The organism is Micromonospora sp. DT15, from assembly GCF_049841475.1.
In the GTDB taxonomy this organism is placed as follows: Bacteria; Actinomycetota; Actinomycetes; order Mycobacteriales; family Micromonosporaceae; genus Micromonospora.
In genome coordinates, this window is record NZ_JBNCKJ010000006.1 from 302,244 (window position 1) to 326,505 (window position 24,262).

19 protein-coding genes are annotated in these 24,262 nt (G+C 71.8%); 11 read left to right on the plus strand and 8 right to left on the minus strand.

What is annotated here, in order from left to right:
* The first annotated feature begins 170 nt into the window (after nt 1–170).
* Nucleotides 171–815, plus strand: coding sequence for a hypothetical protein (locus ACLQ3F_RS16075; RefSeq protein WP_355007174.1), 645 nt, complete (start codon nt 171–173; stop codon nt 813–815).
* Between the two features lie 284 nt (nt 816–1,099).
* Nucleotides 1,100–2,002, plus strand: a complete 903-nt coding sequence (locus ACLQ3F_RS16080; protein ID WP_425849661.1) for an endonuclease domain-containing protein — start codon at nt 1,100–1,102, stop codon at nt 2,000–2,002.
* A gap of 127 nt (nt 2,003–2,129) precedes the next feature.
* Here ACLQ3F_RS16080 and ACLQ3F_RS16085 read toward each other — a convergent pair whose 3' ends face one another.
* From ACLQ3F_RS16085 to ACLQ3F_RS16105, 5 genes are read right to left on the minus strand one after another with little or no spacing between them, the layout of a single operon-like run.
* Nucleotides 2,130–3,077 (minus strand): ABC transporter substrate-binding protein, encoded by a 948-nt coding sequence (locus ACLQ3F_RS16085; RefSeq protein ID WP_425849663.1) that lies wholly within the window; start codon nt 3,075–3,077, stop codon nt 2,130–2,132.
* The gene (locus ACLQ3F_RS16090) at nt 3,077–4,000 is read right to left on the minus strand and encodes an ABC transporter ATP-binding protein (protein ID WP_425849665.1); all 924 of its coding nucleotides are present in this window, start codon (nt 3,998–4,000) and stop codon (nt 3,077–3,079) included. The genes ACLQ3F_RS16085 and ACLQ3F_RS16090 overlap by 1 nt, the downstream gene beginning before the upstream one ends.
* A 19-nt stretch (nt 4,001–4,019) precedes the next feature.
* On the minus strand, nt 4,020–5,135 hold the full coding sequence (locus ACLQ3F_RS16095) for a FecCD family ABC transporter permease (RefSeq protein ID WP_425849667.1): 1,116 nt from the start codon (nt 5,133–5,135) through the stop codon (nt 4,020–4,022).
* A complete protein-coding gene (locus tag ACLQ3F_RS16100) occupies nt 5,132–6,172 on the minus strand; it encodes a FecCD family ABC transporter permease (RefSeq protein WP_425849669.1) in 1,041 nt (346 codons plus the stop codon). The genes ACLQ3F_RS16095 and ACLQ3F_RS16100 overlap by 4 nt, the downstream gene beginning before the upstream one ends.
* Before the next feature lie 60 nt (nt 6,173–6,232).
* A complete protein-coding gene (locus ACLQ3F_RS16105) occupies nt 6,233–8,212 on the minus strand; it encodes a multicopper oxidase family protein (protein ID WP_425849672.1) in 1,980 nt (659 codons plus the stop codon).
* A gap of 118 nt (nt 8,213–8,330) precedes the next feature.
* Here ACLQ3F_RS16105 and ACLQ3F_RS16110 point away from each other — a divergent pair, with 118 nt between their 5' ends.
* Entirely contained in the window at nt 8,331–8,690 is a 360-nt protein-coding gene (locus ACLQ3F_RS16110; RefSeq protein ID WP_357206577.1) for a YciI family protein, read from the plus strand.
* 11 nt (nt 8,691–8,701) lie between these two features.
* On the opposite strand, the gene ACLQ3F_RS16115 is transcribed toward ACLQ3F_RS16110, so the two are convergent.
* On the minus strand, nt 8,702–9,094 hold the full coding sequence (locus ACLQ3F_RS16115) for a cytidine deaminase family protein (RefSeq protein WP_357206575.1): 393 nt from the start codon (nt 9,092–9,094) through the stop codon (nt 8,702–8,704).
* A 143-nt stretch (nt 9,095–9,237) separates the two neighbouring features.
* On the opposite strand from ACLQ3F_RS16115, the gene hrpA reads away from it, so the two are divergent.
* Entirely contained in the window at nt 9,238–13,302 is a 4,065-nt protein-coding gene (gene hrpA / locus ACLQ3F_RS16120; RefSeq protein ID WP_425849674.1) for an ATP-dependent RNA helicase HrpA, read from the plus strand.
* 79 nt (nt 13,303–13,381) lie between these two features.
* Here hrpA and ACLQ3F_RS16125 read toward each other — a convergent pair whose 3' ends face one another.
* Nucleotides 13,382–14,314 carry a LysR family transcriptional regulator gene (locus tag ACLQ3F_RS16125; RefSeq protein ID WP_357206571.1) on the minus strand — a complete coding sequence of 311 codons (933 nt, stop codon included), beginning with the start codon at nt 14,312–14,314 and terminating at the stop codon, nt 13,382–13,384.
* Between the two features lie 83 nt (nt 14,315–14,397).
* On the opposite strand from ACLQ3F_RS16125, the gene ACLQ3F_RS16130 reads away from it, so the two are divergent.
* The 7 genes from ACLQ3F_RS16130 (at nt 14,398) to ACLQ3F_RS16160 (ending at nt 22,548) form a co-directional block, all read left to right on the plus strand.
* A complete protein-coding gene (locus ACLQ3F_RS16130; protein ID WP_425849677.1) occupies nt 14,398–15,081 on the plus strand; it encodes a succinate dehydrogenase cytochrome b subunit in 684 nt (227 codons plus the stop codon).
* 1 nt (nt 15,082) lies between these two features.
* Nucleotides 15,083–17,020 (plus strand): fumarate reductase/succinate dehydrogenase flavoprotein subunit, encoded by a 1,938-nt coding sequence (locus ACLQ3F_RS16135; RefSeq protein ID WP_393221473.1) that lies wholly within the window; start codon nt 15,083–15,085, stop codon nt 17,018–17,020.
* Nucleotides 17,017–17,781, plus strand: coding sequence for a succinate dehydrogenase/fumarate reductase iron-sulfur subunit (locus ACLQ3F_RS16140; RefSeq protein WP_355007162.1), 765 nt, complete (start codon nt 17,017–17,019; stop codon nt 17,779–17,781). The genes ACLQ3F_RS16135 and ACLQ3F_RS16140 overlap by 4 nt, the downstream gene beginning before the upstream one ends.
* 258 nt (nt 17,782–18,039) lie before the next feature.
* Nucleotides 18,040–19,224 (plus strand): zinc-dependent alcohol dehydrogenase, encoded by a 1,185-nt coding sequence (locus ACLQ3F_RS16145; protein ID WP_425849827.1) that lies wholly within the window; start codon nt 18,040–18,042, stop codon nt 19,222–19,224.
* A 13-nt stretch (nt 19,225–19,237) separates the two neighbouring features.
* A complete protein-coding gene (locus tag ACLQ3F_RS16150; RefSeq protein ID WP_425849678.1) occupies nt 19,238–20,167 on the plus strand; it encodes an SDR family NAD(P)-dependent oxidoreductase in 930 nt (309 codons plus the stop codon).
* Between the two features lie 112 nt (nt 20,168–20,279).
* The gene (locus ACLQ3F_RS16155; protein WP_425849679.1) at nt 20,280–21,284 is read left to right on the plus strand and encodes a serine hydrolase; all 1,005 of its coding nucleotides are present in this window, start codon (nt 20,280–20,282) and stop codon (nt 21,282–21,284) included.
* Between the two features lie 124 nt (nt 21,285–21,408).
* Nucleotides 21,409–22,548, plus strand: a complete 1,140-nt coding sequence (locus ACLQ3F_RS16160; protein ID WP_425849680.1) for an MBL fold metallo-hydrolase — start codon at nt 21,409–21,411, stop codon at nt 22,546–22,548.
* A gap of 92 nt (nt 22,549–22,640) precedes the next feature.
* Here the strand turns inward: ACLQ3F_RS16160 and ACLQ3F_RS16165 are convergent, their stop codons facing one another.
* The gene (locus ACLQ3F_RS16165; protein WP_357199849.1) at nt 22,641–24,152 is read right to left on the minus strand and encodes a deoxyguanosinetriphosphate triphosphohydrolase family protein; all 1,512 of its coding nucleotides are present in this window, start codon (nt 24,150–24,152) and stop codon (nt 22,641–22,643) included.
* Nucleotides 24,153–24,262 lie beyond the last annotated feature (110 nt).

Genomic DNA, 24,262 nt, shown 5'->3' on the forward strand with positions numbered 1-24,262 from the left:
CTGGGCGGATCACGACGGCGTCACCGGGTCCGCCCGCCGTCCGGATGACTCGTGGCGCTCCGATCGGCTGCCATCGACTGGGCGGCGATCCCCTCAACTTCGCTGGGCAATGTCAGACCTGTCGATTAGAATATATGTACTAATCAAGATCCTGACCTGGGAGGACGCCCGTGACCGCGCCCGCCTCCACGCCCCTCACCCCCTACGCGACACTGCTCGGTTTCACCCGCTACGTCGACCGCACCGGCCCCACCAAGGCGACCTTCGTGGGCGGGCTGCGCAAGCAGCGCGCCAGCCGATCCGGCTTCAACCCGCACGGCCAGTTCGTCAAGGCACTCAAGGCCGACATCGCCTTCCACACCGGCGGCACCCACCTGGCCGGGGTGGCCGACATCGTCAAGCCACGATGGCGCCCGCTCTACCAGGCGCTCGTCCCCGGCGCCACGACCTGGCTTCGCTCCCTCGGCGAGCCGGCCGCCGTCGATCTCGCCCAGACCCGCGACGCCCTGGCCATGCTGGGTGACCTGCCCGTCAAGATCAACCCCCACTTCGGGGTACGCCACGCCGACGGCCGCGCCGAAGCGGTCCGCCTGCACTTCGACGAGGCCCCACCGAGTGAGGAATCGGTGCTCGCCACCCTGCACCTGATGGCCCGACACATGGACGCGGTGCTCCCGCACGCCGAGCCGGTCCTGGTCGACGTCCGCCGCGGCCTGGCCCACCGCATGCCCACCGACGCCAAGCCCGACCAGATCGAACGCTGGCTCTCCGGCGAAGCCGCCGCCTTCCGCGCCATCTGGTCCACCGCCGCCTGACCCACCCCCGACCTCCACGTCCCACCCCCGACCTCTACCTCCCACCCACGCACCCCACCCGCTCCCGCGACCCACGTCCGCCTGAGGCACGACGCGCGCTCCGTGCGCCAGCCCGGCAAGATCGCGCTCGATCCAGGATGTAGTGGCCTCCGCTCCTCGGGAGGCCACTACATCCATGTTCGAGCGCGATCATGGGGATAACGACGCGCATCGGCGCCGGTGTGTTGACTGTGGTTATCCACAGGGGCAGCGTGACGCGAAGAGGTTCGGCCAGTCTGAGGCCCATGCCGAAAGCTCCTCGTCGGCCGCCGCAGTTGCGGGGCCGGGTCTTCCGTGGCTCGACCGCCGTCTCGCGAGGCCTCCTGACCCGCAACGAGCTACGCAGCTCGGCGTGGCGACCGCTCTTCCGCGACGTCTACGCCGATGCCCAGATCGCAGTCACCCACACGATCAGATGCACCGCCATCGGACGTTGGCTGGTCCCGCCCGGTGCGGCCATCGCAGGGCGCGCTGCGGCCGGCCTTTACGGATGCGCGAAACCGAGCGCGAGCGAGCCGGTCGACGTCCTCGTTCCCACCGCCACCCGGATTGGCCCGACCGCCGGCATCCGGGTCCACCACGGAGAGATCGACTCCGGCGACACCGTGGACCGGGCCGGGGTCACGGTGACCAGCCCAGCGCGTACCTGCTGGGACCTGGCCCGTTGGCTCGATGTGATCGAGGCGGTGGTCGTCATCGACGCCATGCTGGCCAACCGGCTGACGACCACGCCAGCCCTGCGCGAGTACGCGCTGAGCCGGGCCGGTCGACGCGGCTGGCGAGCGCTGCTACGCGCGGTCGACCTGGCCGACGCGGGCGCGGAGTCCCCTCAGGAGTCCCGCACCCGGGTCGGGCTGGTGCTCGCCGGCCTGCCGAGGCCGGAGACGCAGTGGGTCGTGGCCGAGCAGGGCCGATTCGTGGCCCGCCTGGACCTGGCCTGGCCGCAGTTCAAGGTCGCGGTGGAGTACGACGGACTCTGGCACGACGATCCTGAGCAGTTCCACCGGGACCGCCAACGCCTCAACCGACTGCTCGGCGGCGACTGGATCGTGCTGCACCTGACCGCCAAGCGCCTCCGAGACGACTTTGACGGGTTCCTCGCCGAGGTCCGGGCCGCCCTACGGGCACGCTCGAACTCCCCCAGGTGACGATGATCGCCCTCGAACATGGATCTAGTGGCCTCCCCATCTAGGGAGGCCACTACATCCTGGATCGAGCACGATCATGAGCCAGCGCCCGCGAGCGCACGCCTCGCGCGGATGGCGCTGGGGGGTGTCAGGCGGCGGGGAGGTACTTGGTCAGGTCGTCGAGGATCTTGTTGGCGGCGCCGACGCCGATGCCGGTCATCCAGACCTCGTCGGAGACCGGGTACGCCTTGCCGGCCTTGACCGCGCCGAGGCCCTTCCACAGCGTCCCGCCGGAGACCTTGGTCTGCTCGGCGGCGGCCTTGTCGCCGTACGCGGTCACGAAGATGACGTCACCGTCGACCTCGTTGATCCGCTCGGGGCTGACCAGGTCGAAGCGCTTGTCCGTCTTGTTGGCGAGCAGTTGCCGCTCGGGGCGGCCCAGGCCGGTGTCGCCGATGACGATGCCGGAGAACGAGTCCGGCCCGTACACCCGGATGTTGCCGGGCAGGAACCGCACGATGGAGACCTTGCGCGCGGCGGCGTCGCCGAGCGTCGCGCCGAAGTCCTTGGCCCGCTTCTCGTAGGTGGCGAGCAGATCCTTTGCCTGCTGCTCGCGGCCGAGCGCCTTGCCGTCGAGGAGGAGGTTGTCCTTCCAGGTGATGCCCACCTTGTCGGTGAACACGGTCGGCGCGATGGCGGCCAGCTCGTCGTAGAACTTCTCCTGGCGGAACTTGCTGCCGAGGATGAGGTCCGGCTTCAGCGCGTTGATCGCCTCCAGGTCGGGCTCGGTGAGCACCCCGACCTCCTTGATGCCGGCGAGCTTGTCCGCGCCGAAGTACGTGGGCCAGCTCTTCGCCTCACCGGCGGTGGCCGCGCCGACGGGCGTGATGCCCAGCGAGAGCGCCGTATCGATCTTGTCGGTGTCGAGCACGACGACGCGCTTGGGCTCGGCCGGGACCTTGGTGGTGCCCATGGCGTGGGTGATCTCCCGGGTCTCCCCGGTGGTGGAGCCGGCGACCGGGTCGCTCTCACCGCAGGCGGTGAGGCCGGCGCCGAGGGCGACGGCCGCGGCGAGAGCTGCGACGAGACGACGCATCAGAGTCCTTTCGAGGGGTGCGAGCCGGCGAGCGGGTTGGCCGCGTCGCCGGTGGCGGGTCGGGCGTCCGGTACGGACGCCGTCGACGGATCGGGGTCCTTCGCGCCGGCGGACGCGTCGATCGGGTCACCCGGGACCAGAGCGTTGCCTCCGGTGTAGGCGGGCACCACCAGGGGTGCGCCCGTCACCGGGCAGGGCACGACCACGCAGGCCAGCCCGAAGACGTCGCGGACCAGGTCGGCGGTGAGGATCTCCCGGGGCGGGCCGGCGGCGACCACTGCGCCGGCGCGCATGGCGACCAGGTGGTCGGCGTAGCGGGCGGCCTGGTTCAGGTCGTGCAGCACGGCGACCACGGTGCGGCCACGCTCGGAGCGCAGCCGGTGCAGGAGATCCAGCACTTCCACCTGGTGAGCCAGGTCGAGGAATGTGGTCGGCTCGTCCAGCAGCAGGGCGTCGGTGTCCTGGGCGAGTGTCATGGCGATCCACACCCGTTGCCGCTGACCGCCGGAGAGGCTGTCCACGGGTCGGTCGGCCAGGTCGGTGACGTCGGCGAGAGCCATCGCCTGGTCCACTGCGGCGCCGTCGTCCGCCGACCACTGCCGCCACCACCGCTGGTAGGGCTGTCGGCCGCGCCCGACCAGGTCCGCCACAGTGACGCCCTCGGGCACCAGTGGGCTCTGCGGCAGGACGCCGAGGCGGCGGGCGACCTCCCGGGTCGGCAGTTCGCGGATGGCGGTGCCGTCGAGCAGCACGGTGCCTCGGCGGGGGGTGAGCAGCCGGGCCATCGTGCGCAGCAGGGTGGACTTGCCGCACGCGTTGGGGCCGACGATCACGGTGAAGGCGTCGGTGGGCAGGTCGAGGTCGAGCCCGTCGAGCACGGTCCGCTCGTCGTAGCCGGCGACCAGGTCGCGGGTGGAGAGCATCACACGACTCCTTGAGGCGTCACGACGACCGCCGCCGGCCGCGCAGCAGCAGGAAGATCAGGTACGGGCCGCCGATCGCGGCGGTCAGCACACCGGCGGGTAGCTGGGTGGGTGCGAACAGGCGTCGGCCGGCCAGGTCGGCCAGCACCAGCAGGAGTGCGCCGAGCAGCGCCGCGCAGACCAGCGGTGGTCGTTCGGCGCGTACCAGGCGACGGGCCACCTGCGGGGCGACCAGCGCCACGAAGTCGACGGCGCCGACCTGGGCGGTGACCATCGCGGCGACGAGCACGCCGGTGCCGGCGAGGCCGACCCGGCGGGCCACCGGACGCAGCCCGACTCCCCGGGCGGTGTCGTCGTCCAGGGCGGTGCTGTTCAGCGCCCAACCGGCCCAGGCCAGCACCGGCAGCAGCACCAGCAGTGTGCCGGCGATCCAGGCGGCCTCGGTCCAGCCCTTGCCGGCCAGGGTGCCGATCAGCCAGATCTGCGCGCGCAGCCCGTCGATAGGGTCGGCGGTGAGCATGACCACCTCGGTGAGCGCCCGGAAGCCGAACGCGACAGCCACCCCGGCGAGCACGAACCGCTGCGCGGCCAGCCCGTGCCGGGCGCCGAGGGCGAACAGCAGCATCGCCGCGAGCAATCCACCCACCAGCGCGGTGGGCGCCACCAGCACCGCGGCCATCCCGCTGGTCAGGGCCACCGTCGCGGCGAGACCGGCGCCCTGGGTGATGCCGATGACGTCCGGGCTGGCGAGTGGGTTGCGGGCCACGCTCTGGATCAGCGTGCCGGCCACGCCGAAGGCGGCGCCGGCCACGGCCGCCAGCACGACCCGAGGCAGCCGCAGGTCAAAGACCACGAGGTCGTACGGTGTGCCGGCTCCGGAGAGGGCACGCAGCACGTCGGCCGGGGCGACGTACGGGGTGCCCAGCGAGAGGCTGAGTACGACGGCCAGCAGGAGCAGCACGGTCAGCACGGCGGCGACCAGCACCGCGCGTCGGCGGATCAGCAGGCTGACCGGGCCGATCCGCAGCAGCGACCGCCCCGCAAGCCGGGCCTGCCCGGCCGGCTCGGCGAGCCCGATCGGGCTCGACGGGCGGGGCGTGTCGGTGGGGTCCGGGGGGCGCTGGGTGGTGGTCACGCTGTCACCACCCGGGCGCGGCGGACCAGCACGGCCAGCAGTGGCGCGCCGATCAGCGCGGTGACGATCCCGGCCGGGATTTCGCCGGGCGGAGCGACGAGTCGACCGGCGATGTCGGCGGCGAGCAGCAGCGCCGGGCCGAGCAGGGCGGAGACGGCGAGGGTCCAGCGGTGGTCGGCGCCGACCAGGGCGCGGGCCAGGTGCGGCACGGCCAGCCCGACGAACGCGACAGGTCCGGCGGCGGCCACCGCGGCGCCGGTCAGCAGCACGGCGGCGAGGCCACCACCGAGGCGGACCAGGCCGATGCGGTGGCCGAGGCCACGGGCCACGTCGTCGCCGAGGGCCAGCGCGTCCAGGCCCCGCGCCACCAGGGCGGCGAGCACCAACCCGACGAGGACGAACGGCAGCACCTGCGCGGCGACCGACAGGTCCCGTCCGGCCAGCCCGCCGACCACCCAGAAGCGGTACTCCTCGAAGGTGCGGGCGTCGATGCTGAGCAGCGCGTACACCCCGGAGGCCAGGCTGGCGTCGAGCGCCGCGCCGACCAGCGCGAGGGTGACCGGGCTGGCGCCCTCGCGGGCGCGGGTGGCGATGGCGAAGACCAGCAGCCCGGCGATCAGGGCCCCGGCGATGCCGAACCAGACGTACCCGGCGAGCGTGCCGACGCCGAAGACGGAGATCGCGAGCACCACCCCGAACGACGCGCCCGCGCTGATGCCGAGGATGCGCGGCTCGGCGAGGGGGTTGCGGGTGAGCGCCTGGAACAGCACCCCGGCCACGGCGAGCGCGAGCCCGACAGCCATACCGAGCGCGGTCCGGGGCATCCGCAGCTCCCGGACGATGGTGCTGGCATCGCTGCCGTCCGGCGCGACGAGCGCGTGCCAGACCTGGTCGACGCCGAGTTGTCGGCTGCCGAGCGCGAAGCTGGCCAGCACGGTGAGCAGCAGCACCAGCGCGGCCCCGACGGTGACTGTCACCCGACGCCCGGTGCGGGTGCTGGCCCGACTACGGGTCGGCCGGCTGGCGAGGGCGGTCACGAATCTCCTGCACGATCGGGCTTAGGTTCGCCTAACCTTAGCCGACCTGCGAAAAGGCGCCTAACCGGCGTCCGTCGATGCCGTGACCGGCACCTCCGGCACGCCCCGTGGCGACTCCGGCACGTCACGCGAGCCGCCGTCCCCGGCCGCCGCGCCGCCGCGCGGCAGGACGTTCAGTGGCCGCATCATCTCGTTGTCCTCGTGCTCCAGCAGGTGGCAGTGCCAAGCGAAGCGACCCGGCAGGTCGAAGCGCGCCTTGATGCGGGTCACCTCCCACGGGTACGCGAGCACCGTGTCCAGCCACCCCCGCTCCCCCGGGTCCGGCAGCGACCGCCCCGAGTGTCCCCGGCCGAGCAGCTCGAACTGGACCTGGTGCAGGTGGACCGGATGCACGTGCCTGGTGAAGTTGCGCACCTCCCACACCTCGGTGTCGCCGAGCAACGGCTGCTCGGTCACCGGGTCGCTCCAGCGCAACGGCAGCCCCCGGCCGCGCTCGTCGAGGACGCCGAGCAGCATGATCATCGAACCGCCGGACATCCGCTCGTTGAGCGACAGTCGGCGTACCCGCTGGGCCGGGCCGAGGCGCGGGTGTGACGGCAGCCGTAGCTGCTCCGGTGGCACGCTCGAATCCGCGCCGGCCGCGTCGGTGACCACGAAGCGCAGCACCTGCCCGGTGGTGTGCGGGTCGGCGGGGTCGAAGTCCACCCCGGGCCGACCGCCGCCATACATCCCGTCCGGCCCTTCGTTGACCAGGTACAGCTCGGTGCCGGCCGGCACGTCGGTGAAGTCGACGATCGCGTCGACCCGCTGGGCCGGGCCGAGGGTCACCCGCTCGTGCGGCACCGGCTCGGGCAGGAGACCGCCGTCGCTGCCGATCTGCCATACCGGCAGCACCGGCCGGGCCGGCCGCGCAGTGGCGTGGGCGGCCACGCTGAGCAGCAGGAACCGGCTGTTGCAGCCGTTGAGCAGCCGGAACCGGTAGCGACGGCGCTGGACCGTCAACGAGGGCCAGGTGCGGCCGTTGACGACGATCGTGGAGCCGGAGAACCCGGGCACCCAGGTCGGTGGCCCGTCGCCGCCGCCGGAGTACCTCGACGGATAGCGCAGCTCACCGTCGGCGGTGAAGCTGCGGTCCTGGATCATCAGCGGAATGTCGTGGTACGAGGCGTTCGGCGGATCGTCGCGGGTCGGCGCCGGGCCGGGCAGCACTCCCTCCGGCAGCTCGTCCCCACCACCGAGCAGGTAGAACCCGGCCGGCCCGGCGTAGACGTTCTCCCGGGTGAGCCCGAGCGCGTGATCGTGGTACCAGAGGGTGCACGACCGCTGGTCGTTCGCGTACTCGAAGGTGGCCGAGCCCGGCGCCCAGCGCAGGCCGGACCGCTCGGCGAACCGGGACCGGAACTCCCGGTACGCGCTGCCGGACACGGCGAAGTCGGACGGCAGGTCACGGGCCACCGGCAGGTACCACGCCTCGGAGTGTCCGTCGCTCTCCTGCGTGCTGTGCCCACCGTGCAGGTGCACCACCTGGGGCACCGGGCCGCGATAGCCCCGCGGGCTGCCGTCCCACTGCCCGTGGTGGTCCCGGTGCTCGATGCCACCGGCCGGGTTGGCCCAGTGCAGGGTGGGGTCCACCGGCAGCAGGTGCGGCAGGTAGTCGCCCCGGTCGTCGACGAGTTGGTTGACCCAGGTCACCCGTACCGGGCGGCCGACCCGCGCCATGATGGTGGGCGCCGGGTAGCCGAAGCTGCCGGGGTGGGCGGTGGAGCCGTAACCCCACACCGTGGTGCGCGGCCATGACGGCGGCAGGATCTGCTGGCGGAACTGTCGCACCGCGATCTCGTACGTGTCGCGCTCCGGATCGGTGACCACCGTCGGCATGGCCGGGGGGATCCGCAGCGGCGTGACGTACTTCGGGATGTCCCGGACGTCCAGCGGCGCGACCGCGGCGAGGGCCCGGCCCGAGGCCGCCCAGCCCGCTGGGATCAGCGCCGCCGCGCCGCCGGTGGCACCGGCCGCGAGCAGCCGACGTCTGGTGACCATGCCGCACCTCCCAGTCGCTTCGAACCTCGATATGAGAATGAGATTCGCGGACGACCACAGGGCGGACAGATGGCAGATGACACCCATAAGAGGGACATTCACGTCATAGGGTGTGGACATGCGATTCGACCAGCACACGGTCGTCCTGCTGACCCGACCGTCGGATCCGCCGGAGCTGCCGCAGGACGCGATCGACAGGTTGCGGGACGCCCACCTGGCCCACCAGGCGGGCCTCGTGCAGCAGGACCTCGTCCTCGCGGCCGGGCCGTTCCTGCATCCCGACGACGAACATCTGCGGGGCTTCGTGGTGATGTCCATCGCCCCGGACGAGGCACGCGCGCTGTTCGCCAACGACCCCGCCGTGCGGGCCGGTCGCCTGGTCGCGCGGGTCACATCGTGGCTGCTTCCGGAGGGCACCCTGCGGTTCGAGAGCGTGCCGGTGCCGCAGTCGATGCTGGAGGCGGCCTCCGGGGACTGACCCGGGCCCGGTCAGCCGGCCGAGCCGCTGCCGGCCTCCGCGGGCAACTCCCCGATCGGGACCACCCGCGGGGCGTCCATCGGGCCGACGACTACCCGCAGGTGCGGGAAGTGGTCCCGCAGCACCTGCCGACACCGGTCACAGGGCGCGACGACCTCACGGCCACGGTCGGCGACAGTGACCATCGTCTCCAACGCGGTGACGCCCTGCGTGGCGGCCGTGCCGATGACGACGAGTTCGGCGCAGACCCCTCCGGTGGCGTGCTGCACGTTCACGCCGGTGAAGACCCGCCCGTCCGCGGTCCGGGCCGCCGACGCGACAGTGTGGTGCCGGCTGCGACAGCGCAGCTTGGAGACCGCGGTGGCCGCCTGCACCAACGCGCGGTCGGTGTCGCGCATCTCCATCCGGCTCCCCCAGCGCTCGACGTCGGCCGCCAACTCTAGGGCCCGCCCGTGACCGTCAAGGGACCGGAGGTGGCCGTCGGAGAGCCGGCCGCTCGGTAACCCAGGGGCGCTGCGCCGCCGGGCTGCCTATCCTTGGGCACGACATGCAGAATCCAACCGCCTCCGTCGCGTCCGACCCCGTTCGCGAGCTGCACCGCCGCCTCACACCTCTGATGTTCCGCGACCAGCGCCGGCTCCAGCGGCGACTGGACGGTGCCCGCAAGCTGCGCGACCCGCAGCGTCGGGAGGCGGCGCTGACCGAGATCACCGCCGACCTGGTCCGGGCCGAGCAACGGCTCGCCGCCCGGCAGGCGGCGGTGCCCGTGATCACGTACCCGGTGGGTCTGCCGGTCAGTGAACGCAAGGACGACATCGCCGCAGCCATCCGCGATCACCAGGTGGTGATCGTGGCGGGCGAGACCGGCTCCGGCAAGACCACCCAGATTCCCAAGATCTGCCTGGAGTTGGGGCGCGGGGTGCACGGCCTGATCGGGCACACCCAGCCCCGGCGGTTGGCCGCCCGGACGGTGGCCGACCGGATCGCCGACGAGCTGGGCACCGAGTTGGGCGACGTGGTCGGCTACAAGGTGCGCTTCACCGACCAGGTCAGCGAGCGCAGCCTGGTGAAGCTGATGACAGACGGCATCCTGCTGGCCGAGTTGCAGACCGACCGGATGCTGCGCCAGTACGACACGCTGATCATCGACGAGGCACACGAGCGCAGCCTCAACATCGACTTCATCCTCGGATACCTGCGGGAGCTGTTGCCCCGACGACCCGACCTCAAGGTGATCATCACCTCGGCGACCATCGAGACCGACCGGTTCGCCCGGCACTTCGCCGGGCCACCCACTGCCGACGAGCCCGACGGCGTGCCCGCCCCGGTGGTCGAGGTCTCGGGGCGTACCTACCCGGTGGAGGTGCGCTACCGGCCCCTCGTCGAGCTCGCCGAGGGTGAGGAGGACGGCGACGGCGACGAGGAGACCGTCCGCGACCAGATTCAGGCGATCGGCGATGCCGTGGAGGAGTTGGCCGCCGAGGGCCCCGGGGACATCCTGGTCTTCCTCAGCGGTGAGCGGGAGATCCGGGACACCGCCGACGCGTTGGGCAAGCTGGTGCAGACGAAGCGCTCGCTCCTCGGCACCGAGATCCTGCCGTTGTACGCGCGGCTGTCAAGCGCCGAGCAGCACCGGGTCTTCGCCGCGCACTCCTCGCGCCGGGTGGTGCTCGCCACCAACGTCGCGGAGACCTCGCTGACAGTGCCCGGCATCAAGTACGTGGTGGACCCGGGCACCGCCCGCATCTCCCGCTACTCCAGTCGGCTCAAGGTGCAGCGGCTGCCGATCGAGCCGGTCTCCCAGGCGTCGGCCAACCAGCGCAAGGGCCGGTGCGGCCGTACCTCGGACGGCATCTGCATCCGCCTCTACGACGAGCAGGACTTCCTCTCCCGGCCCGAGTTCACCGACCCGGAGATCCTGCGGACCAATCTGGCGTCGGTCATCCTCCAGATGACCGCGATCGGGCTCGGCGACCTCGCCGCGTTCCCGTTCATCGACCCACCGGACAAGCGCAACATCACCGACGGCGTCAACCTGCTGCACGAGCTGGGCGCGTTGAACCCGACCGAGGCCGACCCGGAGAAGCGGCTCACCGCGCTCGGCCGGCGGCTGGCCCAGTTGCCTGTCGACCCGCGCCTGGCCCGGATGGTGGTCGAGGGCGAACGCAACGGCTGCGCCACCGAGGTGCTGGTGATCGCCGCGGCGCTCTCCATTCAGGACCCGCGGGAGCGGCCGGCGGAGAAGCAGGCTCAGGCTGACCAGGCGCACGCCCGGTTCGCCGACAAGGAGTCGGACTTCGTCGCCTTCCTCAACCTGTGGCGCTACCTGCGCGAGCAGCAGCGGGAGCTCTCCTCCAGCGCGTTCCGCCGGATGTGCAAGGCGGAGTACCTGAACTACCTGCGGATCCGCGAGTGGCAGGACATCGTCAGCCAGCTGCGCCAGGTGCTGCGTACCCCGTCCGACGGCGACCGGCGTGGTGGGCGGCCGGCGCGCGACACCTCGGACGACGCGGACGCCGGCCGGGGCCGCCGGGGTGGAGCGGACCTGCCGGAGGAGATCGACACCCCGAAGGTGCACCAGTCGCTGCTGCCCGGTCTGTTGTCGCACATCGGCCTGAAGGACGCCCAGAAGCACGAGTACCTGGGGGCGCGGGGAGCGAAGTTCGGGATCTTCCCCGGCTCGGCGTTGTTCAAGAAGCCGCCGCGCTGGGTGATGGCCGCCGAGTTGGTGGAGACCTCCCGGCTGTGGGGGCGCATAGCCGGGCGGGTCGAGCCGGAGTGGGTCGAGCCGCTGGCGCAGCACCTGGTCAAGCGCAGCTACAGCGAACCGCACTGGGAGAAGAAGCAGGCCGCGGTGATGGCCTACGAGAAGGTCACCCTGTACGGCGTCCCGCTGGTCAGCTCCCGAAAGGTCAACTTCGGCCGGATCGACCCGACGCTGAGCCGGGAGCTGTTCATCAGGCACGCCCTCGTCGAGGGCGACTGGCAGACCCACCACCAGTTCTGGGCGGACAACAAGCGACTGCTCGCCGAGATCGAGGAGTTGGAGAGCCGGGCCCGACGCCGGGACATCCTGGTCGACGACGAGACCATCTTCGGCTTCTACGACCAGCGGATACCGGCCGACGTGTCCTCCGGCCGGCACTTCGACATCTGGTGGAAGAAGACCCGCCGCGAGCAACCCGACCTGCTCACCTTCACCCGCGACCTGCTGATCAACGACGGCCGACCGGGGGTGGACGAGGACGACTACCCGGACGAGTGGCAGGCCGACGGGGTGAGCCTGCCACTGACCTACCGGTTCGAGCCGGGCACACCGGACGACGGCGTCACAGTGGACATCCCGCTGCCGCTGCTCAACCAGGTGCCGGCGGAGACCTTCGACTGGCAGGTGCCGGGGCTGCGCGAGGAGACGGTGATCGCGCTGATGCGGTCGTTGCCCAAGGCGATCCGCCGCAACTTCGTCCCGGTGCCGGACTACGCCCGGGCGGCCCTGGCGGCGATCACCCCCGGCGAGGAGTCGCTGCTGGACGCGCTCACCCGGCAGCTGCGCCGGATGACCGGAGTGACAGTGCCCCGCGACGCGTGGGAACCGGGCAAGCTCCCGGCACACCTGCGGGTGACGTTCCGGGTCCTCGGCGACGACGAGAAGCCGGTCGCCGAGGGCAAGGACCTGCCGGCCCTGCAACGCCAACTCCGCCAGGAGGTACGCCAGGTGGTGGCTGCCGCCGCGCCGGAGGTGGCCCGCACCGGGCTGCGCGAGTGGAGCATCGGCACACTGCCCCGGACCATCGAGCAGGTCCGCGCGGGTTACGCGGTCACCGCGTACCCGGCGCTGGTCGACGAGGGCGCCACGGTCGGGGTGAGGGTGTTCGACTCCCCCGCCGAGGCGGAGGCGGCGCACTGGGCCGGCACCCGCCGGCTGCTGCGGCTCACCGTGCCGTCCCCGGCGCGGTTCCTGCAGGGGCGGCTGGACAACGAGGCGAAGCTGGCGCTGAGCCGCAACCCGCACGGCGGCGTGCAGGAGTTGATCGAGGACGCGGCGGGCGCCGCCATCGACCGGCTGATCGGTGTGGCCGGTGGGCCGGCGTGGGACGCCGACGGTTTCGCGGCCCTGCGCGAGAAGGTCCGCACCGACCTGGTCGACACAGTGGTCGAGGTGATGGACCGGGTCCGCAAGGTCCTCGCCGCCGCGTACGCCGTCGAGCAGCGGCTCGGCGCGACCCGCAACCTCGCCGTGGTGGCGGCGCTGGCCGACATCCGCAACCAGCTCGCCGGGCTGGTGCACGCCGGTTTCATCACCGAGACCGGGTACGCACGCCTGCCCGACCTGCTGCGCTACCTCACCGCCATCGAGCGTCGGCTGGAGCGGCTGGGCGGCAACCCGCAGCGGGACCGCCAGCAGCAGGACCGGATCGCTGTGGTGCAGAAGGAGTACGCCGACCTGCTCGCCAACCTGTCGCCGGCCCGCCGCCAGGAGGCGGCCGTCCGGCAGATCCGGTGGATGATCGAGGAGTTGCGGGTGAACGTCTTCGCTCAGGCGCTGGGCACCCCGTACCCCGTCTCCGAGCAGCGGATCTACCGGGCGATGGACGACGCCGAGGGCCGCTGAGCCGGACCGCGGGGCCGCCGCCGACCTGGTCGCGGCGGCGGCCCCGTCCGGCTTCCTCGCGGCAGCTTTCTCCGGCGGGTCAGGTCAGTGGCTCGACGCCGGGGGGCAGTTCGCCGAGGTTGATCGCCGACTGGATGTAGTCGAGCAGGATGCGCCGAAGCTCCCGACCGGCGTGGGTGGGTACGACGTCGCGCCGACGGGCCACCGCGATGGTCCGCCGCACCCCGGGCGGGGCGAGCGGGGTGATCCGCACGCCCGGCCGCCGGGCCAACACGATGCCGGGCACGAGAGCGATGCCGAGTCCCGCCTCGACGAAGCTGAGCACCGCGTCCATCTCGCCGCCGTCCACCGCGAAGGTGGGCTCGAAGCCCGCCTCCCGACACGCCTGGATGGTCGCGTCGCGCAGGTCGTACCCCTCCCGGAACATCACCATCGGCTGGTCCCGCAGGTCGGTGATGCGCAGCTCCCCGGTCGTCGACGCGGTGGGCACCTCCCCCACCGAGGCCACCACCAGACTCTCGCGCAGGATCGGGTCGACCCGCAGCCCCGGGTCGGCCCCCTGCGCCGGCATGATGATGAGGGCCAGGTCGAGGTCGCCGCGGAGCAGGTCGCGGACCAGGTCCTGGGAGCCGCCCTCCTCGACCTTGAGGTCGACAGTGGGGTGGGCGTCGCGGAAGCGGCGCAGCACCGGCGGGGCGAGCGAGGTCGCCAGACTGGGGGTGGCCCCGAGCCGGACCCGGCCCCGGCGCAACCCGACCAACTCCTGGACCTCCCGGGTCGCGGTTTCCACGTCGGCGAGGATCCGGGTGGCCAACGGCAGCAGCACCTCACCCGCCGCGGTGAGGGCGATGTTGCCCCTTACCCGCTCGAACAGTGGTGCTCCGAGGTCGGCCTCCAGAGCGTGAATTTGCTTACTGAGAGAAGGCTGAGTGATGCCCACGAGGTCGGCCGCTTGGGTGAAATGTCGTACTTCGGCCACCGCGACGAAGTACCGGAGCTGATGGAGCTGCATCTAAATAGCCTACGGCTATCAACACTGCGAGTTTGATGCATTGGACGACTGATCGAAGTGCTCCTAGCGTCGGTTGCGTGGTAATGACGAAAACTCGGTCGCCCATCCGCTCGAACGTCGGCCTCAAGGCCGTCATGGCGGTGACGGGCATCCTGCTGGCGCTGTTCCTCATCGCCCACATGCTCGGCAACCTGAAGGTGTTCACGGGGGAGACCTCGTTCGACCACTACGCGCACTGGCTGCGCGACATCGGCAAGCCACTGCTGCCCGGCGTCTGGTTCCTGTGGATCCTGCGCACCGTGCTGGTCGTGGCGGTCGTCGCCCACATCGTGGCCGCCACCGTGCTGGCCCGGCGCGCCCGCGCCGCCCGCCCGGTCAAGTACGCCCACCGCAAGAAGGTCAACGGCAGCTACGCGGCCCGCACGATGCGCTGGGGTGGAGTGATCATCCTGCTCTTCGTGATCTACCACCTGCTGGACCTGACCACCGGCACGCTGAACCCGGTCGGCGACGAGAGCAAGCCGTACGGCAACGTCGTCGCCGACTTCGCGCCCGAGCGCTGGTACGTCACGCTCTTCTACACCCTCGCCATCCTCGCGGTCGGCTTCCACCTGCGCCACGGCGCGTTCAGCGCGTTCCGCAGCCTCGGCCAGCAGACGCCACGCGGTGAGCGCAGGGCGCGTGCCGCGGCTCTGGTCTTCGCCGTGCTGCTCTGCGCCGGGTACCTGGTGGTCCCGTTCGCCGTACTCACCGGATTGGTGTCCTGACATGGAACTCTTCACCGAGGGCGACCCGATCGCCGACACCAAGGCTCCCGCCGGCCCGGTCGAGAAGCGTTGGGAGACCCGGCGCTTCGAGGCCAAGCTGGTCAACCCCGCCAACCGCCGCAAGATGACGGTGATCGTGGTCGGCACCGGCCTGGCCGGCGGCTCCGCCGCCGCGACCCTGGCCGAGCAGGGCTACCACGTCAAGTCCTACTGCTACCAGGACAGCCCGCGCCGGGCGCACTCCATCGCGGCACAGGGCGGCATCAACGCGGCGAAGAACTACCGCAACGACGGCGACTCCGTCCACCGGCTCTTCTACGACACCGTCAAGGGCGGCGACTTCCGCTCCCGGGAGTCGAACGTGCACCGGCTCGCCGAGGTGTCGGTCAACATCATCGACCAGTGCGTCGCCCAGGGGGTGCCGTTCGCCCGCGAGTACGGCGGCCTGCTGGACACCCGCTCCTTCGGTGGCGCCCAGGTGCAGCGCACCTTCTACGCCCGGGGCCAGACAGGCCAGCAGCTGCTGCTCGGCGCCTACCAGGCCCTCGAACGGCAGATCGGCCTGGGCAACGTCGAGATGAACACCCGGCACGAGATGCTGGAGCTGGTCCTCGTCGACGGCAAGGCCCGCGGCATCGTCGTCCGGGACATGGTCACCGGCGAGATCAGCACCGAGATGGCGGACGCCGTGGTGCTCGGCTCCGGCGGCTACGGCAACGTCTTCTACCTCTCCACGAACGCCAAGGGCTGCAACGTCACCGCCACCTGGCGCGCGCACCGCAAGGGCGCGTACTTCGCCAACCCGTGCTACACGCAGATCCACCCGACCTGCATCCCGGTCTCCGGCGACCACCAGTCGAAGCTGACCCTGATGAGCGAGTCGCTGCGCAACGACGGCCGGGTCTGGGTGCCGAAGACCAAGGGTGACGACCGCAGCCCGAAGGACATTCCGGAGGACGAGCGGGACTACTACCTGGAGCGGATCTACCCCTCCTTCGGCAACCTGGTCCCCCGCGACATCGCCTCCCGCGCCGCGAAGAACGTGTGCGACGAGGGGCGGGGCGTCGGGCCGACCAAGCTCGGCGTCTACCTCGACTTCGCCGACGCGATCGGCCGGCTGGGCCGCAAGGCCATCGAGGCCAAGTACGGCAACCTCTTCGAGATGTACGAGCGGATCACCGGCGAGGACCCGTACGAGGTGCCGATGCGCATCTACCCCGCCGTGCACTACACGATGGGCGGCCTGTGGGTCGACTACGACCTCCAGTCGAACATCCCCGGCCTGTTCGTGATCGGCGAGGCGAACTTCTCCGACCACGGCGCGAACCGGCTCGGCGCCTCGGCGCTGATGCAGGGCCTCGCCGACGGCTACTTCGTGCTGCCCACCACCATCGCCAACTACCTGGCCTCCGGCGGGCTGGACAAGGTCGACGCCACCCATCCGGCGGCGATCGAGGCGCGCACCGACGTCGAGGACCGCATTCGGCGGCTGCTCGCTGTTGACGGCGACCGGACCGTGGACTCGTTCCACCGGGAGCTGGGCCAGATCATGTGGGAACACTGCGGCATGGAGCGCAGCGAGGCCGGGCTGCGCAAGGCGATCGACGAGATCCGTGCCCTGCGCGAGCAGTTCTGGCAGCGGGTCAAGGTGTCCGGCAACGGCGAGGAACTCAACCAGTCGCTGGAGAAGGCCGGCCGGGTGGCCGACTTCTTCGAGCTGGCCGAGCTGATGTGCATCGACGCCCTGCACCGCGAGGAGTCCTGCGGCGGCCACTTCCGGGCCGAGCACCAGACCCCCGACGGTGAGGCGCAGCGCGACGACGACCGGTTCGCGTACGTGGCGGCCTGGGAGTTCACCGCCGACGGCGAGCCCTCGGTGCTGCACAAGGAAGACCTGAAGTTCGAATACGTCCACCCCACGCAGCGGAGCTACAAGTGAACCTGACCCTGCGCATCTGGCGCCAGAAGGGCCCTGAGGACAAGGGTCGGATGGTGACCTACCCGGTCGACGACGTGTCCCCGGACATGTCGTTCCTGGAGATGCTCGACGTGCTCAACGAGCGGCTGATCCTCGCGGGCGATGACCCGGTGGCGTTCGACCACGACTGCCGCGAGGGCATCTGCGGCATGTGCGGCCTGATGATCAACGGCGACGCGCACGGGCCGCAGCGCGGCACCACCGCGTGCCAGCTGCACATGCGGCAGTTCAAGGACGGCGAGACGATCGACATCGAGCCGTGGCGGGCCAGCGCCTTCCCGGTGGTCAAGGACCTGGTCGTCAACCGGAGCGCCTTCGACACGATCATCGCGGCTGGTGGCTACGTCACCGCGCCGACCGGCAGCGCGCCCGAAGCCCACTCCACCCCGGTCGCCAAGGCCAACGCCGACGCCGCCTTCGAGTCGGCGGCCTGCATCGGCTGCGGCGCCTGCGTGGCAGCCTGCCCGAACGGCTCCGGCATGCTCTTCACCGCCGCCAAGCTCACCCAGCTCTCCCTGCTGCCGCAAGGCCAGCCCGAGCGCTACACCCGGGTGATCGGCATGGTCGACGCGCACGACGAGGCCGGCTTCGGCGGCTGCACCAACGCCGGCGAATGCACCCCGGCCTGCCCGAAGGGCATCCCGCTGAACACCATCGGCCGGCTCAACCGCGACTACCTCGCGGCCACCGCCAAGGGAGCGAACAACACCCCCGGCTCCTGAGCTGCGCCGCACGACACCAGACCGCCGTATCCCGCTTTCCTCGGGGGTACGGCGGTCTCTGCTCGCCGTGGGGCTGGAGCGCCGCATGATCCACTCGGGTTTCAGGACATCGGCCTGTTGGCGGGCCTCGGATACCGCGACTTCAAGGAACCTGAGTGGATCAACCCCGCCGGGGACAGGGCGGGACAGACAGCCGGTTCAAGTGCCCGAGCGCGGGTAGCAGTCCTTCGAGACGGCAGCGTGAAGGGGATGAGGGACATGAAGGCGCTCACCTGGCAGGGCAAGCGGGATGTACGGGTCGAGGAGGTCCCGGACCCCCGGATCGAGGAACCGACCGACGCGATCGTGAAAATCACCTCGACCGCGATCTGCGGTTCCGACCTGCACCTGTACGAGGTGCTCGGGCCGTACCTGAAGCCGGGTGACGTCCTGGGCCACGAGCCGATGGGCATCGTCGAGGAGGTCGGGTCGGAGGTGACCGGGCTCAAGCCGGGCGACCGGGTGGTGGTGCCGTTCAACATCGCCTGCGGCAGTTGCTGGATGTGCTCGCGTCAGCTCTACGCGCAGTGCGAGACCACCCAGGTCACCAGCGAGGGCAAGGGCGCGTCCCTGTTCGGCTACACCTCCCTCTACGGTTCGGTGCCGGGCGGGCAGGCCGAGTACCTGCGTGTCCCGCAGGCCCACTTCGGGCCGATCAAGATCCCGGAGACCGGCGCCGACGAGCGCTACCTCTACCTGTCCGACATCCTGCCCACCGCCTGGCAGGCGGTGAAGTACGCCGACACCCCGCCGGGCGGCACCCTGGCCGTCTTCGGTCTGGGTCCGGTCGGGCAGTTCTGCGCGCGGATCGGCCGTCACCTCGGCGCGGGCCGGGTGATCGGGCTGGACCTCGTGCCGGAGCGGCTGGAGCTGGCCCGCCGGCACGGCATCGAGGTGATCGACGTGAGCCAACTGTCCGACGTGCCGGGCGCGTTGATCGACCTGGTCGACGGCCGGGGCCCGGACGCCGTGATCGACGCGGTCGGGATGGAGGCGCACGGGTCGCCGATGGGCAAGCTTGCCCACACCGCCGTCGGCCTGCTACCGGACAAGCTGGCCCAGACGATGACCGACCGGGCCGGCGTGGACCGGCTGTCCGTCCTGCACGCCGCGCTCAAGGGGGTTCGCCGCGGCGGCACCGTGTCGCTCTCCGGGGTGTACGGCGGCGAGGCGGACCCGATGCCGCTGATGGAGATGTTCGACCGGGGCATCCAGTTGCGGATGGGGCAGTGTCACGTGCGCCGGTGGACCGACGAGATCCTGCCGCTGCTCTCCGGCGACGACGACCCACTGGGCGTGGAGGACCTGCGTACCCACCGGATGCCGCTGGCTCGGGCGCCGCAGGCGTACGAGATGTTCCAGAAGAAGGAGGACGGCTGCATCAAGGTCGTGCTCGAACCATGAGTGCGAGAGTGCCGTGAGCCGGGTGGTCGTGATCGTTGGCGCGAGCAGCGGGATCGGCCGGGCGACGGCCCGGGCGTTCGCCGAGCGCGGCGACCGCCTGGTCCTCGCCGCTCGCGCCACCACGACCCTGGCCGAGGTACGCGCTGAGTGCGCCGACGTCGACGTGCTGACAGTGCCGACCGACGTGACCGAGCCGGGCGCGCTGGACGCGCTCGCGGAGGCCGCGATCGACCGCTTCGGCCGTGTCGACGTGTGGGTACACACGGCGGCGGTGATGGCCTACGGTCGCTTCGACGAGTTGCCACAACGGGTCTTCGACCAGGTGGTACGGACCGATCTGCTCGGCGCGGCCGGCTCGGTGCGGGTGGCGCTGCGGCACTTCCGGGCTGCCGGGGCCGGCACGGTGATCCTCACCGGTTCGGTGCTCGGGCACATCACCGCGCCGTACATGAGCGCGTACGTGGCGAGCAAGTGGGGGTTGCAGGGTCTGGCCCGGACGGTGCAGCAGGAGCTGCGCGACAGCCCGGAGATCCGGCTGTGCCTGGTCAACCCGGGCAGTGTGGACACACCGGTGTACCAGCAGGCGGCCAACTACCTGGGCCGCATCGGGCGACCTCCGCCGCCGGTGGCCGGGCCGCAGCGGGTGGCCCGGGCCATCGTGCACTGTGTGGACCGACCCCGCCGGGAGGTGTCGGTGGGCAGACTCAACGTGGTGCTGCGGGCCGGGTTCACCGTGCTGCCAGGGGTCTACGACGTCCTCGTCGGCCCGTTGATGCGCGCGGCCGGCCTGAGTGGACGGTCGGTCGCCGCGCACGACGGCTCGGTCTTCACCGCGAACCCGGCCGGCGAGGCGGTACGCGGTGGCCACCTGCCCGACCTGCGGCAACTCGTGTCCGGGCCGGTGGGAGCGGTGGGCGCCGCGCTGCGCCGACGGTTCGGCTGACCTGTTCGGGACTGTTCGGGACATGTTCGGGGGCGTCGTGCATCGATCAACTCGCCTAGGGTGGTGGGCCAGCAAGCGCGCAGGCACACCACGATCGGGGAGACGATTCACCATGCGACTGAACCGCAGAACGGCACTCGGACTGGGCACTGTGGCCACCGCCGGCACCGTGCTGGGCGCCGCCGCCCCGGCGAGCGCAGCCGAGACCACCGAGGCGTCGCCGACCACCCCCGCTCGGGCCGCCCGTCGGGTCGCCTCCGCCTTCGCCAAGCACAGCGCCGAGGCCGGCGGCAACTGGCAGGCGTACGTCAGCGTCGCCGACCCGGCCGGTGCGCCGGTGGTAGCGGTCGAGGCTGACGCGGACCGGCGGATCGAGGCGTACAGCGTCAACAAGATCGCCGTCGCCACGGCGGTGCTCGACAAGGTCGACCGAGGGCTGCTCACCCTGGACCAGCAGGTCGAGGTGAGCTCGACAATCGTCGTACCGGGCGGTGACGGCATCTTCAGCCTGGACGGCGCGTACCCCAGCCTGGTCACCATCGGGCACGTGCTGGCCAACCTGCTGACCGTCTCGGACGACACGGCGGTGCGGCTGTGCGGGCTGGTCGCCCCGGCCGCCGAGATCAACTCCATCCTGGTCGCCAAGGGCTTCCCGAACACCCAGGTCCAGCCGGTGGCCAACCCGAACCGGTTCTTCCTCGGCACCAGCACCCCCCGGGAGACGCACGACCTGCTGCGCGCCCTGGTCGCCGGCACGCTGCTCTCCCCCGCCTCCACGACGTACCTGTTGGGCCTCCTGCGTTCCCCGGTGGCGTTCACCGACGGCATCCGGCGCACCATGTCCTCCGACGAGCGGGCCCGGGTCGCCACCAAGGCCGGCTGGTACGCCGACGCCCGGCACGAGGCCGGTGTGATCTTCGACCGCTCCGGCGCGGCGGTGCTCACCTACGCCCTCTTCGCCGACGGGCAGGCCAACCCGGACGACTTCGGCGCGACCCACCCGGCGGTGCAGGCCCGCGCCGCCATGGGCCCGAAGTTCCTGGCGGCGGTGGACCGGATCGCGGGCGTGGGCACGACGTTCCGGATCACCGCCCGGCGCCCCAGCAACGGCGGCTAAGGCACGCTTTGAGTTCGTCCCGGGTCGGTCGCCGCTGCCGGCGGCCGACCCGGCGTGGCGACCACCGAGGCACGGTTCGGTCCGGGTGACTACCGTGTAGGGCGGACACGTCGGAGGGACGGCAATGGCACGAGCGCAGAACACGGACGTCGAACGGTCGCTCGGGCGGCGGATGCGAGGCGTCGCCGGCCTGGCCGCGCTGGCCGGCCTGGCCTGGGTCGCCCGGGATGTGCCGGCGGCCCTGGGTGGCCGGCTCAGCGGGGCACGGGCCGAACGGGCGGCCCGCTCGCCGCAGTTCCGGGAGGGCACCTTCCACAACCGGGCCGGCACCCGCACGATGGTCGCCGAGCCGGGGCGCAACCTGGTCCGCGAGCTGATCTTCGGCAAGCAGAAGCGGCGTCCGACGGCGGCCGTCCCGCTGCTGCGACCCAGCGCCGGCGGGCCGGAGGCCGCCGACGAGCTCAACATCGTCTGGTACGGCCACGCCTCGACGCTGATCGAGATCGAGGGCCGGCGGGTGCTCCTCGACCCGGTCTGGAGCGAGCGGTGCTCCCCCTCGGGTCTGGTCGGCCCACGCCGGCTGCACAAGCCGCCGGTGGGCATCGACGAGCTGCCCCCGCTGGACGCCATCCTGATCTCGCACGACCACTACGACCACCTCGACATGGCCACCGTGCGGGCGCTGCTCGCCGGGCAGTCCGCGCCGTTCCTGGTGCCGCTCGGAGTGGGCGCGCACCTGGACCGCTGGGGCGTACCCGCCGAACGGATCATCGAGCTGGACTGGTCCGAGTCGCACCGGGTGGCCGGCCTGGAGATCACCGCCACCGCCGCCCAGCACTTCTCCGGACGCGGGCTGCGTCGCGACGGCACGCTCTGGAGTTCGTGGGTGGTGGCCGGGGCGCGCCGCAAGGTCTTCTACACCGGCGACTCCGGTTACTTCGACGGGTACGCCGAGATCGGCGCCGAGCACGGGCCGTTCGACGTGACGCTGATGCAGATCGGCGCGTACGACCGGGCCTGGCCGACGATCCACATGTTCCCGGAGGAGGCGGTCAGCGCCCACCTCGACCTGCGCGGCGGGCTGTTCGTGCCGGTGCACTGGGCGACGTTCAACCTGGCCCTGCACGACTGGTCCGAGCCGGTCGACCGGCTGTGGGCCGAGGCGAAGGCCCGCGACGTGCGACTCGCCGTGCCCCGCCCCGGCGAGCGGGTCGTCGTCGACGAGCCGCCCGCCGTCGACGGGTGGTGGCAGGCCGTCGCCTGAGGCACGCCACAGCAGGCCGTCGCCTGAGGTAGGCCCAGCAGGCCGTCGCCTGAGGTAGGCCGTCGCAGGCATCGCCTGTGGCGGCCGTCGGGTCAGAGCACGAACGCGTCGGTCCAGAGCGCGCCGGACCGGCCGGAGAGCGCGTCGAGCATGGCCACCGCCTGACCATCGGTGAGCTGCGCGACGAAATCGACGATGGCCCGGCCCCGGGCGCGACCGATCCGGTCCGGGGTACGCGGGTGCAGCTCCGCCTCGGCCAGCTCGACCAGGTCGTGCAACCGGCGGGGCAGCCGGGACTCCTCCTCCGGGTCGAGCAGCCACTCCCAGAGAGCCTCGACCAGGGTGCCCAGCAGCCGGGCCTGGCCGCGCTGGTGCAGGGCGAGGTCCGGGCGGGCCAGCACGAACCGGTGGTGGACGAACTTGAGCACCTGCACCTCGTGCCACTGGGCGCAGCCCAGCAGCACGTGCCCGGAGCGCACCGACGGCTGTTCGGTGACCGTGATCGCCTCGACGAAGCGGGTTGACCAGCGGGCGGAGAACCGGGCCACGTACTGCTCGGCCTCGATCGAGCCGTCGAACGGCATCGCGAGCAGCCCGTCCACCAACTCCTCGCGGACGTGCTCGACGGCGGCCGCGAACGCGTCGTCGTCGGCGATCCAGGCGTCCTTGCGGTGCAGTTGCCGGCGTAGCCGCTCGATCGCCGCCCCGGGTCGCCGGGCAGCCGTGGCCAGCGCCGCGTCGGTGATCGCCCGCAGCTGCCCGCTCTCGCGCTGCCAGGCCATCAACTCCGCGGAGACCGAACCCTGCTGGAGCACCCCGACCCGGTAGAAGTCCTCCACGTCGTGGATGGCGTACGCGATGTCGTCGGCGGTGTCCATCACGGACGCCTCGACGGTCTGCTGCCAGTCCGGGATGCGACCGGCGAACGGGGCCCGGGCCTGCCGCAGGTCGTCCAGCTCGGTCCGGTACGCGCCGAACTTCGACGACCCGCTCTCCGGGTCGTCCGGCGGCGGGGTGGCGCCGCGCGGCGGAGGGTCCATGGTGCGCGGGTGCGGGTCGGGATGGTCCAGGCGGGTCCACGGGTACTTCAGCATCGCCGCGCGGACCGCAGCGGTCAGGTCCAACCCGGTGGTGGCCGCGCCCCGGATCTCGGTGCTGGTGACGATGCGGTACGACTGCGCGTTGCCCTCGAAACCGTCGGAGAGGCCGAGACGCTGGCGGGCCAGCCGGTCCAGCACCCGCTCCCCCAGGTGCCCGAACGGTGGGTGGCCGAGGTCGTGGGCGAGCGCCGCCGCCTCCACCACGTCGGGGTCGCAGCCGCCGAGCTTGTCCAGCAGGTCACGCCACCGTTCGTCGGCTCCCAACCGCTCGGCGACCGCCCGGGCCACCTGGGCGACCTTGAGGCTGTGGGTGAGCCGGTTGTGCACCAGCAGCCCGGAGCCGACCGGGCTGATCACCTGGGTGACACCACCGAGGCGGGCAAAGAACGGCGAGCCGACGATCCGGTCCCGGTCGGCACGGAACGGGTTGGCCGTGAGGTCGCCGAGGGCCCGGGCGCTGCCGCCGAAGAGCCGCCGGGCGCGCGGCTCCGCAGCAGATTCCATGATCGCAACGCTAGCGCAGGCCCGACGGGACCGCCGCCGGTCACCCCGGCCGGGCGCCGCGGTTCGGTCTGCCGCCCCGGCCGGGCGCGGCGACAGCGACCGGGGCCGCC

Coding starts and splice junctions, on each gene's coding strand:
- ACLQ3F_RS16080 (WP_425849661.1), top strand. CDS start 1,100: ATGCCGAAAGCTCCTCGTCGGCCGCCGCAGTTGCGGGGCCGGGTCTTC.
- ACLQ3F_RS16085 (WP_425849663.1), bottom strand. CDS start 3,077: ATGCGTCGTCTCGTCGCAGCTCTCGCCGCGGCCGTCGCCCTCGGCGCC.
- ACLQ3F_RS16090 (WP_425849665.1), bottom strand. CDS start 4,000: ATGCTCTCCACCCGCGACCTGGTCGCCGGCTACGACGAGCGGACCGTG.
- ACLQ3F_RS16105 (WP_425849672.1), bottom strand. CDS start 8,212: ATGGTCACCAGACGTCGGCTGCTCGCGGCCGGTGCCACCGGCGGCGCG.
- ACLQ3F_RS16110 (WP_357206577.1), top strand. CDS start 8,331: ATGCGATTCGACCAGCACACGGTCGTCCTGCTGACCCGACCGTCGGAT.
- ACLQ3F_RS16115 (WP_357206575.1), bottom strand. CDS start 9,094: ATGGAGATGCGCGACACCGACCGCGCGTTGGTGCAGGCGGCCACCGCG.
- hrpA (WP_425849674.1), top strand. CDS start 9,238: ATGCAGAATCCAACCGCCTCCGTCGCGTCCGACCCCGTTCGCGAGCTG.
- ACLQ3F_RS16125 (WP_357206571.1), bottom strand. CDS start 14,314: ATGCAGCTCCATCAGCTCCGGTACTTCGTCGCGGTGGCCGAAGTACGA.
- ACLQ3F_RS16130 (WP_425849677.1), top strand. CDS start 14,398: ATGACGAAAACTCGGTCGCCCATCCGCTCGAACGTCGGCCTCAAGGCC.
- ACLQ3F_RS16135 (WP_393221473.1), top strand. CDS start 15,083: ATGGAACTCTTCACCGAGGGCGACCCGATCGCCGACACCAAGGCTCCC.
- ACLQ3F_RS16145 (WP_425849827.1), top strand. CDS start 18,040: ATGAAGGCGCTCACCTGGCAGGGCAAGCGGGATGTACGGGTCGAGGAG.
- ACLQ3F_RS16155 (WP_425849679.1), top strand. CDS start 20,280: ATGCGACTGAACCGCAGAACGGCACTCGGACTGGGCACTGTGGCCACC.
- ACLQ3F_RS16160 (WP_425849680.1), top strand. CDS start 21,409: ATGGCACGAGCGCAGAACACGGACGTCGAACGGTCGCTCGGGCGGCGG.
- ACLQ3F_RS16165 (WP_357199849.1), bottom strand. CDS start 24,152: ATGGAATCTGCTGCGGAGCCGCGCGCCCGGCGGCTCTTCGGCGGCAGC.